The sequence below is a fragment of the Lacinutrix chionoecetis genome (assembly GCF_053604665.1).
In genome coordinates, this window is sequence record NZ_JBSHNQ010000081.1 from 89,154 (window position 1) to 100,980 (window position 11,827).

At 32.8% G+C, this 11,827-nt stretch carries 13 protein-coding genes; 5 read left to right on the plus strand and 8 right to left on the minus strand.

The genetic code is table 11. The features are described 5' to 3' along the window. Positions 1-30: 30 nt before the first annotated feature. Complete coding sequence (locus ACVC43_RS08900; protein WP_452224157.1) at positions 31-2,043, plus strand: DUF349 domain-containing protein; 2,013 nt, start codon at positions 31-33, stop codon at positions 2,041-2,043. A gap of 389 nt (positions 2,044-2,432) precedes the next feature. Here the strand turns inward: ACVC43_RS08900 and mazG are convergent, their stop codons facing one another. The 5 genes from mazG to ruvX all read right to left on the minus strand — a co-directional run bounded on the left by mazG (position 2,433) and on the right by ruvX (position 5,635). After that, positions 2,433-3,209 carry a nucleoside triphosphate pyrophosphohydrolase gene (gene mazG, locus ACVC43_RS08905; RefSeq protein WP_452224158.1) on the minus strand — a complete coding sequence of 259 codons (777 nt, stop codon included), beginning with the start codon at positions 3,207-3,209 and terminating at the stop codon, positions 2,433-2,435. 89 nt (positions 3,210-3,298) lie between these two features. Further along, complete coding sequence (locus tag ACVC43_RS08910; RefSeq protein WP_452224159.1) at positions 3,299-4,027, minus strand: metallophosphoesterase family protein; 729 nt, start codon at positions 4,025-4,027, stop codon at positions 3,299-3,301. Between the two features lie 130 nt (positions 4,028-4,157). After that, the gene (locus ACVC43_RS08915; RefSeq protein WP_452224160.1) at positions 4,158-4,574 is read right to left on the minus strand and encodes a DUF5606 family protein; all 417 of its coding nucleotides are present in this window, start codon (positions 4,572-4,574) and stop codon (positions 4,158-4,160) included. Between the two features lie 55 nt (positions 4,575-4,629). After that, complete coding sequence (gene def, locus ACVC43_RS08920) at positions 4,630-5,220, minus strand: peptide deformylase (protein ID WP_452224161.1); 591 nt, start codon at positions 5,218-5,220, stop codon at positions 4,630-4,632. Positions 5,221-5,224: 4 nt separating this feature from the next. After that, positions 5,225-5,635: a Holliday junction resolvase RuvX gene (gene ruvX, locus ACVC43_RS08925; protein WP_452224162.1), complete on the minus strand. Its 411-nt coding sequence runs from the start codon at positions 5,633-5,635 to the stop codon at positions 5,225-5,227. 246 nt (positions 5,636-5,881) lie between these two features. Between ruvX and ACVC43_RS08930 the strand changes: the two genes are divergently transcribed. Continuing rightward, entirely contained in the window at positions 5,882-6,697 is an 816-nt protein-coding gene (locus tag ACVC43_RS08930; RefSeq protein ID WP_452224163.1) for a 2,3,4,5-tetrahydropyridine-2,6-dicarboxylate N-succinyltransferase, read from the plus strand. A gap of 67 nt (positions 6,698-6,764) precedes the next feature. On the opposite strand, the gene ACVC43_RS08935 is transcribed toward ACVC43_RS08930, so the two are convergent. After that, positions 6,765-7,526 (minus strand): lipopolysaccharide kinase InaA family protein, encoded by a 762-nt coding sequence (locus tag ACVC43_RS08935; protein ID WP_452224164.1) that lies wholly within the window; start codon positions 7,524-7,526, stop codon positions 6,765-6,767. A gap of 142 nt (positions 7,527-7,668) precedes the next feature. Here ACVC43_RS08935 and ACVC43_RS08940 point away from each other — a divergent pair, with 142 nt between their 5' ends. Next, entirely contained in the window at positions 7,669-8,736 is a 1,068-nt protein-coding gene (locus ACVC43_RS08940) for a glycosyltransferase family 9 protein (RefSeq protein ID WP_452224165.1), read from the plus strand. A 3-nt stretch (positions 8,737-8,739) separates the two neighbouring features. Continuing rightward, the gene (locus tag ACVC43_RS08945) at positions 8,740-9,318 is read left to right on the plus strand and encodes a class I SAM-dependent methyltransferase (protein WP_452224166.1); all 579 of its coding nucleotides are present in this window, start codon (positions 8,740-8,742) and stop codon (positions 9,316-9,318) included. Here the strand turns inward: ACVC43_RS08945 and ACVC43_RS08950 are convergent. Continuing rightward, entirely contained in the window at positions 9,315-10,157 is an 843-nt protein-coding gene (locus ACVC43_RS08950) for a glycosyltransferase family 2 protein (RefSeq protein WP_452224167.1), read from the minus strand. The genes ACVC43_RS08945 and ACVC43_RS08950 overlap by 4 nt on opposite strands. Positions 10,158-10,288: 131 nt before the next feature. On the opposite strand from ACVC43_RS08950, the gene ACVC43_RS08955 reads away from it, so the two are divergent. After that, complete coding sequence (locus tag ACVC43_RS08955; protein WP_452224168.1) at positions 10,289-11,026, plus strand: glycosyltransferase family 2 protein; 738 nt, start codon at positions 10,289-10,291, stop codon at positions 11,024-11,026. A 25-nt stretch (positions 11,027-11,051) separates the two neighbouring features. Here the strand turns inward: ACVC43_RS08955 and ACVC43_RS08960 are convergent, their stop codons facing one another. Continuing rightward, a complete protein-coding gene (locus tag ACVC43_RS08960) occupies positions 11,052-11,771 on the minus strand; it encodes a polysaccharide deacetylase family protein (protein ID WP_452224169.1) in 720 nt (239 codons plus the stop codon). Between the last annotated feature and the right edge of the window lie 56 nt (positions 11,772-11,827).

Consider the following 11,827-nt stretch of genomic DNA (forward strand, 5'->3'; position numbering starts at 1 on the left):
ATTTTTACCAAAAACAAAACATTTTATAAAATGTCAGAGCAAGATAACCTGCCAAAAGCAGACGGAAACGAGGAAAAAAAATCTCAAGAAAACACTTCAGTAGAGCCTAACGAAGCGCAACAAAAAGAAGCCGAAGCAGAATCTCAAGACACTGTTAAAGAACCTGTTGAGGATGATGTGATTAATGAAATTGATGACTCTAATGCCGAAGATGCAGAGTCTGAAGGCACAAGCGACAGGCACTCCATAGAAGAGAAAGAATACCAAGACATGTCTTTAGATGCTTTGGTAATGGAACTTGAAAAATTGGTAAAAAATGAAAAGGTTCAAGCTATTAAAAAGCATGTTGAGTCCATTAAAAATGAATTTAATGAGAAATTTAACGCGCTTGTAGAAGAAAAGAAACAGGAATTTTTAGATCAAGGAGGTAATGAAATCGATTTTCATTACACTACACCTCTTAAACGTAGTTTTAATGATATTTATAAAGAATATCGCTCTAAAATTTCGTCGCATTATAAAAGTTTAGAAAAAAGCTTAAAAGATAATTTATCGACAAGACTTCAAATTATAGAAGACATCAAAGCGCTTACAGACCTTGATGAAACGATGAATAACAAATACAAGCAATTTAAAGAATTACAAGACCAATGGAAAAACGCTGGTGCTATACCACGAGATAAATACAATAATGCCTGGAATAGTTATCACTTTAATGTAGAGCGTTTTTACGATTTATTACATTTAGACAGAGATTTACGAGATAAGGATTTTGAACATAATTTAGAAAAGAAGATAAAAATTATAGAGCGTGCCGAAGAACTGGCTAAAGATGATAACATTAATCGGGCTTTTAGAGAACTGCAGGCTTTACATAAAATGTGGAAAGAAGAATTAGGACCTGTTGCTCAAGAACACAGAGAACCTATCTGGGAACGCTTTAAGGAAGCTACTAAAGTTATAAACGACAAACGACAAGATTACTATAAGCATTTAGATGAGCTTTACGAGAAGAATTTAGTATTTAAAAATGGAATTATAGACATCATTATAGAAAAAACTAATGATGGTGGTAATACACATAAAGCATGGCAGACTAAAATTAAGGAAGTTGAAATGCTACGTCAGGAATTTTTTAAAGCGGGTAAAGTACCTATTAGGGTTAACGAGGCTACTTGGGCAAAGTTTAAAACTGCAGTAAGAGAATTCAATCATAAAAAAAACGCTTATTACAAGAGTCTCAAGAAAGATCAATATGACAATTTAGATAAAAAGTTAGAGCTAATTAAAATTGCCGAAGCAAATAAAGACAGTGAAGATTTTGAAGCTACAACGCAGCTCATGAAGAAAATTCAGAGCGACTGGAAACGTATTGGCCATGTACCAAGAAAAGATAGCGATAAAATATGGAAACAGTTTAAAGCGGCTTGTAATCACTATTTCGATCGTATTCATGCCAAACGTAACGAAGCAAGTGCCGAAGAAGAAAAGGCGTATACGGAAAAAGAGAAATTCTTAAAAACAGTTACAGAGACCAAACTCACTGGTGATCAAAAAGCAGATTTAGCAACCATTAAAGATTATATTGCTAAATGGAAAACTATAGGTCGCGTTCCAGGAAACAAACGCAAAATTGAAAACGATTTTAATATGGCGCTCGATACCTTATTTGGCACCTTAGACATGAATAAGAAAGAAGTAGAAATGCTGAAATTTGAAAATAAACTTCAGGATTTATCTTCTGCCGATAACCAAAGGGCACTTGAAAATGAATATAATTTTATTAGAAAGAAAATCTCTGAAATTAAAGCTGAAGTCAATCAACTTCAAAATAATTTAGCCTTCTTTAAACATCCGGATGAGAAAAACCCACTAGTAAAGTCTGTTCACGATAACATAAAAAAACATACCGAAGCTTTAAAAATATGGAAAGGCAAGCTTAAACAAATTAAAGTGATGGAAAATGCCAAAGAAAAGGCAGAAGCAGAGGCTAAAGCTGCCAAAGAAGGAGAACAAGACACTCCTGCAAATGCAACAGAATAGTTTAGAAATCTAAATGCATAAAAAATCCTCGGTTTTAGAACCGAGGATTTTTTTTTATTTAATAATCAAGCTGACTATCTAATATAGTTCGATTTCAACTTTGCTAAGAAAAAACGAAATGGTGTATAAAACCAAATCCTGTTCGATTAAACATCAAACAGGATTTTGGCTCCTAACTAAACTAACCAATTATTTCTATTTCGCTTACTAGAAATAATTTTATATAAAATGACCTTTAAAAAGTTTACGCTATTAACCAATTTTCCTATGAAGAAACAAGGTCATTTGTTATTATATACGCAGACATTACAATTTTGGACTACGAAGCCTAAAAAAAAACATCTTTTTTTTATAATTAATTCATAAAATACTGATTTACAGTATTTTATCTATTTAATTTTTTTTGCTTCATCCCAAAAAACATCCATCTCTCTTAAAGTCATTTCTTTTAAATCTTTGTTCAGGCTTTTAGCTTTGGCCTCCAAGTACTGGAATCGTTTAGAGAATTTTTTATTAGTTCTTTCTAAAGCATTTTCTGGATTTATATCTAAAAAGCGTGCATAATTTACCATAGAGAACAATACATCTCCAAATTCGTCTTCCATAGCAGTTTTATTGTTATTAGCTACTTCGATTTTAAATTCGTTAAGCTCCTCCTCTACTTTTTCCCATACTTGTTCTGGTTTTTCCCAATCGAAACCCACACCAGCAACTTTATCCTGTATTCGGTTGGCTTTAACTAAAGCTGGCAAACTATTAGGTACTCCCTCTAAAACACTGGTCTTTCCTTCTTTAAGTTTTAGTTTTTCCCAATTGCGTTTTACTTCAGCCTCATCTTTTACCTTAACATCGCCATAAATATGTGGATGCCTGTGTATTAGTTTATCGCAAATAGCATTACAAACGTCGGCAATATCAAAACTATTGGTTTCGCTTCCTATTTTAGCATAGAATACCAAGTGTAGCAACAAATCGCCTACCTCTTTTTTTACCTCATCTAAATCATTATCTAAGATAGCATCACCAAGTTCGTAAGTTTCTTCTATGGTTAGGTGCCTTAAACTTTCCATGGTTTGTTTTTTATCCCATGGACATTGCTCACGCAACTCGTCCATGATGGTTAATAAACGGTCGAAGGCTTTAATTTGATTGGCTCTGGAATTCATTTTTTAAAAGTTTATGTAAAGATAATTTAAAACAAAAAAACCCAGCTACAAGGCTGGATTTTATTTATGAAATGATAGACTTTATTAAATTAGTTCCTGCCTTGCTCGTTTGGATATAATACTTGTACCACATCACTTTGAACAACCTCTTTAGTATCAACATCTATTGCAGATAGCTTTCCTGTAAAAGCTGCGCCTGTATCTACATTCCAAACATTTATAGCATTAATAGGTGTATTAGAATGATAGCGTATAGTTGGTGTATGGCCAATGTAGATTTCTTGATAGTGTTTTAGTCGATTTGGATATATTTCTGAATTTTCTTCTATACGTTTATCCATAGTTATAGCCATTTCCCAGAGCGTACGGTCGAAATAGAAGTTCTGTTTAAACGTTTCTTTTTCTACACCATGCATTGAAGTAAAACCAGCATGAATAAACAGGCGATTTTCCGCATCTATGTAATAGGGTTTCATTTGAAGAAAAAAGGTTAAATGGTCTTTTTTGTCAAATTCTGAAAAGTCTTTGTAACTTTCTATAGTCCCTTTGCCGCCATGCATTAACCACACCTGTTCTGCTTCCTTGGTTCGCAACCAATCTTCACACCAAATATCATGGTTTCCTTTTATAAATATACACTGGTGAGTTTTTGAAAAATCTATTAAAAATTGAATGACTTGTGCAGATTCACTCCAGCCATCTACATAATCGCCTAAGAAAATTAAGGTATCTTCTTTAGTTACTTTCAACCTCTCTAAAAGCTGAATTAAGGCTTTTAATCCGCCATGAATGTCTCCTATTGCGAGTGTTCTTTTCATTTTCATTAGTTTGTTTTACAATTATTATAAATAAGCACTTATTAGGGATTGATAAATTACACAATATCTTTTAGAACAAAAAAATCCAGCTTAAAGGCTGGATTTAAATCTATAATTTAATGAAGAAATTTTATTCTTCTTCATCAGATTTTTTCTTGTTTTCAAAATCTAATAAATTATTTTTTTGAAGCATATTATACCATTGCAATACTTTTTTAATATCACTTGCATAAACTCTGTCTTCGTCGTAATCTGGTAATACTTCAAAGAAATACTCTTCTAATTTATCTTTAGAGTCTTTATGGCTTATACTTGTTGGCCCACCGTTTTCTTTAGTTTTAATTTTATTGAAAACTTCACGTAAAGGCACTTCTTCGGTTAAAGTATATATAGCAATTTCGCTTAATATACTTACGTTTTGCTGAATACCTACAGATATTTTACGGTTATCTACTAACGATTTAGCTATAAAACCACCTCTGGTTTGCGTTACTAACTCGTATAATCCTGGTTTGCCTGTAATCGCTAATATTTTATCTAATGCCATAAGTTTTATTTAAAGGAGCGCAAATATCTTGCACTCGATTTTGTTTTGCAAGTTTTTAACGCTTCTTTTTAAGATTAGGAAATTTCATTCTGTAATCCACATTAATTTTCCCTTTAGAGATGTTTATTAATTTACTTTTTATTAAACGTTTTTTTAAAGCCGATAATTTGTCTGTAAATAAAATGCCTTCAATATGGTCGTATTCATGCTGGAACACCCTTGCTGCCAAGCCATCTAATTCCATAGTGTGTTTTTTAAAATCGACATCTAAATATTCGATTTTAATATTTGGTTTTCTAAAAACATCTTCGCGCACATCTGGAATACTTAAACAGCCCTCGTTAAATGCCCATTCATCTCCACTTTCTTCTAATATTGTGGGATTAATAAAGGTATGCTTAAAGTTATTTAAATAAGCACGCTCCTCGTCTGTAAGCACATCGTCGTCTGCAAATGGAGACGCATCTACTATAAACATGCGTATTGGTAATCCTATTTGTGGTGCAGCTAAACCAACACCATAAGCACCATGCATTGTTTCCTGCATGTTTGCTATTAAATCCTTTAAATTTGGATAATTTTTTGAAATTTCTTTCGCTTTAACTTTTAAAACTGGATCGCCATAAGCGACTATTGGTAATACCATATTATTATTTATTGTAAAGGTAACTTTGTAATATTATTGTAGCACTAATTTCATCTATTAGGGCTTTGTTTTTTCTTTGTTTTTTCTTCAATCCACTATCAATCATGGTTTGCATTGCCATTTTAGAGGTAAAACGCTCATCGACTCTTTTAATTGGTATCTCTGGAAAAAAAGTACGTAATTTACTAATAAAAGGTGTTATTAGAGCTTCGCTTTCACTCGCTTCATTATTCATTTGTTTAGGTTCTCCAACCAAAAATAATTCTACATTCTCTTTTTGTACGTACGCTTTTAAATAATTTAAAAGCTCTTTAGTAGCAACGGTCGTTAATCCAGAGGCGATAATTTGCATATCGTCTGTAACAGCTAATCCTGTCCTTACCTTCCCATAATCTATTGCTAAAATTTGAGCCATACCATTTCCCTAAATCTCCTCTTTTAATTATTTTTTTTTGCAAATTTAGGTATTATATAGTAGATACATAAATATTATGCCAAATTATAAATTGACACTATATTTGCTACAAGGATGGTAGCATCATCCTTTTTTGCTACTTAAGGCACTAAAGATAAAACGAAAAACCTGATCTTTAGACGACTGCCTTTGCCGGCGAATAATTATAATAGGAATTCACTTTTAAAGAAGAAACAAGATTAATAGATGAAAGATTTACAACTAATTATAGAAAAAGCTTGGGATAACCGAGATTTATTATCCCAAGACAACACGCAAGCTGCTATAAGAAAAGTAGTAGCATTACTTGACGAAGGTACTTTACGCGTTGCGGAACCTGTTAGCGATGGCTGGCAAGTAAACGAATGGGTTAAAAAAGCTGTGGTTTTATACTTTCCTATTCAAAAAATGGAAACGCTGGAGGTTGGTATTTTCGAATATCATGATAAAATACCATTAAAAACAGGCTACAAAGAAAAAGGAATTCGTGTTGTACCGCACGCTGTAGCCAGACATGGTGCTTACATTTCATCTGGCACTATTTTAATGCCAAGTTATGTAAATATTGGCGCATACGTAGATGAAGGAACTATGGTCGATACCTGGGCAACAGTTGGAAGTTGTGCTCAAATTGGAAAAAATGTGCATTTATCTGGTGGTGTAGGTATTGGTGGCGTATTAGAGCCTTTACAAGCCGCTCCTGTAATTATTGAAGATGGTGCTTTTATTGGCTCGCGTTGCATAGTTGTTGAAGGTGTAAAAGTTGAAAAAGAAGCTGTTTTGGGTGCGAATGTGGTATTAACAATGAGCACAAAAATAATAGACGTTACAGGAGATGAACCTGTAGAAACAAAAGGTGTTGTGCCTGCACGATCTGTTGTGATTCCTGGAAGTTATACTAAAAAATTCCCTGCAGGAGAATTTCAAGTGCCTTGTGCTTTGATAATTGGAAAAAGAAAGGAAAGTACCAATAAAAAAACATCTTTAAATGATGCCTTGCGCGAATATAATGTTGCGGTTTAAATAGTTTCGTTTTACGCTTTACGTTATGGCTTTCTTGCTATTGGGAAATGTAACCCAAAACTAAGGATTATCTTTTCTTCTTTAAATATTTACGCTTTAAATATTTTTTACGATTGATTTTGCGCTTAAAATCTTGTGAGGATTGTAGTAACAGATTATAAACGTCATCAAAAGGATGGTTGCTTAATTGAGCATATTCGGTAGCTACAATTCGTATCATTTTTTTAGACAACCATAAACGCTTTAAATTTTCCATACGGGTTTGTAAATCCATAGTTTCAAACTTCATACGGTTTAAGTCTATAAGGTAAAAATCGTATTTTGGACCGTTTTCTACAATTAAGGTATTACCTGGAGAATGATCTAAAAAGTTTATGTTATTCTCGTGCAAATTGTAAGTAAACTGCGTGAACTGTTTTAAAATTTCAGTGCGATTATTTAGTAATGGATTATGTATAAGCTTTCTAAAATCGTAATCGTAATCTACATGCCTGCTTATATAATAACTCGATTTTAAACCTGTTGCATCTACATTTTCTACATAACCTATTGGAAAAGGCGTTAAAATACTACAGGCTAAAAGTTTTTGTGCGTACTCAAAAGAGCGCTTTGCCTTGCTTTTTCTTATATATTTATACACAAAACTGTTAAACAGTTTTGGTGTTTTAAAAAACTTAACATTTAATATCTCTGTACCAATATTGAAACTTTTAATTACATTTCTATCGCCTTTAGTAACATACTCGCCTTTGGTATTAAAATGAGTAATACATTCTAAAATTTCTACTTTTAAATGTTCAAATTTAGGATGTAAATATATTCTTTGCATGGCGTATGGTTATTTCTCAAAGATATATGAAAGTAAATTTTAATAAAAGCCGAAAAAACAATAATTTGCATTCACACTTAAATAAAGTGACTTAGCCTTTTACAATTTACCAATTAGCGCTCATGAAACCAGATAAGCATACATGAAAAAAATCTTAGTTATACAGAATAAACGTATTGGAGATGTGCTTATAGCATCGGTTATTGCTCAAAACATGAAAACTATTTACCCTAATAGTTTAATAGATTATCTTGTGTACGATTATACTGTAGGCGTCATTGAGAACAATCCTAATATAGATAATATTATTGCTGTTAATGATGCAGAGCTTAAGAAATTTGGCAATCTTACTTCGCTTATATATAAACTTCGTAATAATAAATACGATATTATTTTCGATCCCTACGCTAAATTACAAAGCCGCTTAATTTGTTTATCTTCTAACGCGCCTATTAGAATTGGTTTTAAAAAACGCGAAAAAAATCCGCCATTACCATTTTATTCACATAATATTCCGTTTTTAAAAGAAAAAACAAAAAATTGTGGTAAAGCTATTGAAGACCGTATAAACATGGTGACTTCCGTTTTTAACATTAAAACTGAAGCCATTGATTACGAACCTAAGATTTTTTTAACCGAAAAGGAAAAACAGTACAACAAGCTTAGCGGTTATAACAAACCATTTGTTATGCTTGGTGTATTAGGTAGCACGCCTCAAAAATCGATGCCTTACGCGTATATTGTAGAACTTATTAATTTTATTACCAAAACATACAACGTTAATATTCTTTTTAACTATGCACCACATCAAAAAGCAGATGCGCTTGAAATTTACGAGCAATGTGCGGATAAAGACAGTATTGTTATAGATATTTACGAAGACAGCATTCGTGGTTTTATAAAACTTATGAATAAATGCACGCTGTTAGTTGGTAATGAGGGTGGCACCATCCATATAAGTAAAGCATTAAACAAACCTACTTTTACTATATTCTCGCCTTACGTTTTAAAGGAACATTGGGCTAGTTTTGAAGATGGAAAAATGCATACTTCTATTCATTTATTAGAAGAAAAGCCCGATTTGTTTTCTACAGAAAGAGAAGAAAGACGTAAAATTGAAGAAGACCCATCTTACATGTACAAACAATTAACACCAGAATTAATACTTCCTAAATTGGGAATATTTCTTAATAATCATTTACAAAAATAACTAATGAATATAGTAGATAAATTTCATAATTGGAGACGTAAACAGCGCTGGAATAAGCAATACAAAAAAGGACGTTGGGAAAATTTAAAAGGAGAAAAAGAACGTGTTAGGTACGAAAAACTGGTGGAATTTGCAGAAAAATATGGAAACACCAACCCTAATATTCTTGATTTAGGCTGTGGTGAAGGTGTATTATTAGACTATTTTAATGTTGATAAAATCGCTGCCTTCGATGGGATGGATTTTTCGTCGGTGTCTATAAAGAAAGCTAATATAAAACCAAGAGAAAAAGCAACGTTTGTGTGCGAAGACCTGCATTACTTTAAACCTAAGAATCATTATGATATAATTGTACTTAACGAGGCGTTCTACTACATTCACGAAACCAAAAAAGGAGATGTTATCGATACTATAAGAAAACATCTAAAACCAAACGGCATCGTTTTAGTTTCTATTTACAGAGAAGGATTAGGTTGCTGGGAATATTTTAAAAATGAAACCTTTAAAGAATTAGACTTTACCACTGTCACTACCAACGAAGAAAAAACCTACTGGAAAATAGGCGTTTACCAATTGGCTTAATCTTTTGTATCTGTATGGTTTAACTTTTCAATACCATACGGTGTTTTAATTACCTTGTTGTACTTGGTATTGCGTCTAATAGCTAAGTTTCTATCTAAAGATTCTTTTGTTTTATAACCTCTTGGATGCTCTAAATGCAGGCAAATGGCTTTGTAACGAATTTGTTTAGACTTAATACCTAAATTTACTAAACGCTCACCCAATTCACGATCTGGTCCACCATATTGCATACGCTCATCGTAACCATTAATTGCTATCAGGTCGCTTTTCCAAGCCGAAGAATTACAATTATTAAATGTGGCACCTGTTGGTGTAACCACATCTAAAAAATTAGCAAGCTTGTCGCCAACACTTAATTTAAGCTGCTGTTTTTTACCCAACACACCTTGTTTTTTAAGCCATTTTGGTTTAAAACAATTTTGGTCTTCAATATCGTTTAAAGCAATGGCATCGCTTGTTGGCTTGTCTAATTTGCAATAACCTCCTGATAGAAAAAATCCTTTTTCGGCATATTTTGCATGTGTGGAAATAAAATCTGGTCTGGCAATACAGTCACCATCCGTCATTAAAATATAATCGTACTCCGTTTGTACAATACATTTATTTAACAACTCCTGTCTTCTGTAGCCTTTATCTTCATGCCAGATGTGGCGAAGGTTTACGGGATAGTCTGCCGCAAATTTTTCAATTAATTCCTTTGTGGTTTCTTTAGAGCCATCATCGGCCACGATAACTTCGTAATTATCATAATCCTGGTGCTTATAGCTTTCCAGAACTTTGCTTAAATAGTCTTCAGAATTATATGTACTTACAATAACAGATATTGGTAAACCACTCATTGAAAAAAATTTTCATTTTTGTACTAAGACTACTGTCTACATAAAGCACAAAAATATTATTTTGCATTACAAAGGTAAACATAATTCATAACATCATCGATTTTTTAGTAAGTTTGCACTAAGCCATTATTATGACAAAACTCTCTGTAATTATACCTACTTATAACGAAGCATTGTATCTTGAAAAAGCATTGCGTTCTGTTCGGTTTGCAGACGAAATTATTGTTGTCGATTCTATGAGTACAGATAGCACTGTAGCCATTGCAGAACAATACCATTGTAAAGTACTCTCGCGTAAATTCGATAATTTTTCTAACCAAAAAAATCATGCTTTAAAGTATGCTACAGGCCAATGGGTTTTGTTTATAGATGCAGATGAGCGCATTCCTAACCCATTGCAGCAAGAAATATTAGAAGCTATAGAGTCTGGAGAGCACGCTGGCTACAAGCTTAATTTTCCTCATTTTTATATGAATAGGTTTTTGTATCACCACAGCGATAACGTTACCCGACTGGTTATTAGAGAAAAGTGCCATTTTGAAGGTTCTGTACATGAGAAACTAATTGTTGATGGTTCCATTGGAAAACTCAATAATCCTGTGTTACATTTTACCTATAAAGGCTTACAGCATTATATTAGTAAAAAAGACAATTACGCTTGGTTTCAGGCAGAACAACTATTGAAAAAGGGCAAAAAAGCAACCTACTTCCATTTGGCTTTTAAGCCGTTTTACCGCTTTTTTAACAGCTATGTTTTACGTGGTGGATTTTTGGATGGTATTCCTGGTTTAACCGTTGCTACCATTAATGCTTATGGCGTGTTTTCGCGGTATGTAAAGTTGATGTTGTTACAACGTGGGATTAGGTAAACATCTATATGAATCTGTTATATTTTTAAAACCAACGCTTCCCTTTCTTTAACTTTCTTTCAAAACTTTTTAAAGTATCTTCTCCTTTAATATCTAAGCGTTGTATTTTGTAATTGTTTTTAAATGGGAACGTATTTACGCGATTACCAATACGCAAACCGTAAGCTATTTTATTGTCGTTTAAAACTTTAAAAAATGCTAATTGCTCTTCCTTCTTTTTTGGATAATTACCATAAGGATAAGCGATTGTGTTATGGACTTCAAGTTTATTTTCAACAATGAAGGCTTTGCATTTATTAAAATCCTCTTCAATGGTTGCCGTAGAAAGTTCGCTATATCGTCTATGCTCAAAAGAATGCAAACCAAGTTCTACAACATCAGGATTTAAAGCCTTAAGTTGTGCAACAGACATAATAGGTTCTTCGCCTTCGTCCCACGCATTAACGCCTCCAACATATTGAAACGGAATGTAAAAGCAACCTTTTAGTCCATAGTCCTGTAATAATGGATAGGTAAATTCTAACTGATTGACATAAACATCATCAAAAGTTATTATCACTGCTTTATCAGGAAAATCTGCAGGCGTTTTAAATTGCTGTAAGTCGTTAAAATGTAAACTCGTGTAGCCATTATCTCTTAAATAACGAAATTGCGCTTCGAGATTATCTTTAGAAATAGTTAAACCGCTGCTCTCACTATTTTTAGCAGAAACACTGTGGTACATTAAAATAGGAAGCTTTGGCATTTCGGTTTAATTATAAAAAAAATGTTTGTAAAATGTTTACATTTGACACAAATATA

Excerpts from the sequence above, each read along its gene's own strand:
- ACVC43_RS08900 (WP_452224157.1), top strand. The coding sequence starts at position 31 with ATGTCAGAGCAAGATAACCTGCCAAAAGCAGACGGAAACGAGGAAAAA.
- mazG (WP_452224158.1), bottom strand. The coding sequence starts at position 3,209 with ATGAATTCCAGAGCCAATCAAATTAAAGCCTTCGACCGTTTATTAACC.
- ACVC43_RS08910 (WP_452224159.1), bottom strand. The coding sequence starts at position 4,027 with ATGAAAAGAACACTCGCAATAGGAGACATTCATGGCGGATTAAAAGCC.
- ACVC43_RS08915 (WP_452224160.1), bottom strand. The coding sequence starts at position 4,574 with ATGGCATTAGATAAAATATTAGCGATTACAGGCAAACCAGGATTATAC.
- def (WP_452224161.1), bottom strand. The coding sequence starts at position 5,220 with ATGGTATTACCAATAGTCGCTTATGGCGATCCAGTTTTAAAAGTTAAA.
- ruvX (WP_452224162.1), bottom strand. The coding sequence starts at position 5,635 with ATGGCTCAAATTTTAGCAATAGATTATGGGAAGGTAAGGACAGGATTA.
- ACVC43_RS08930 (WP_452224163.1), top strand. The coding sequence starts at position 5,882 with ATGAAAGATTTACAACTAATTATAGAAAAAGCTTGGGATAACCGAGAT.
- ACVC43_RS08935 (WP_452224164.1), bottom strand. The coding sequence starts at position 7,526 with ATGCAAAGAATATATTTACATCCTAAATTTGAACATTTAAAAGTAGAA.
- ACVC43_RS08940 (WP_452224165.1), top strand. The coding sequence starts at position 7,669 with ATGAAAAAAATCTTAGTTATACAGAATAAACGTATTGGAGATGTGCTT.
- ACVC43_RS08945 (WP_452224166.1), top strand. The coding sequence starts at position 8,740 with ATGAATATAGTAGATAAATTTCATAATTGGAGACGTAAACAGCGCTGG.
- ACVC43_RS08950 (WP_452224167.1), bottom strand. The coding sequence starts at position 10,157 with ATGAGTGGTTTACCAATATCTGTTATTGTAAGTACATATAATTCTGAA.
- ACVC43_RS08955 (WP_452224168.1), top strand. The coding sequence starts at position 10,289 with ATGACAAAACTCTCTGTAATTATACCTACTTATAACGAAGCATTGTAT.
- ACVC43_RS08960 (WP_452224169.1), bottom strand. The coding sequence starts at position 11,771 with ATGCCAAAGCTTCCTATTTTAATGTACCACAGTGTTTCTGCTAAAAAT.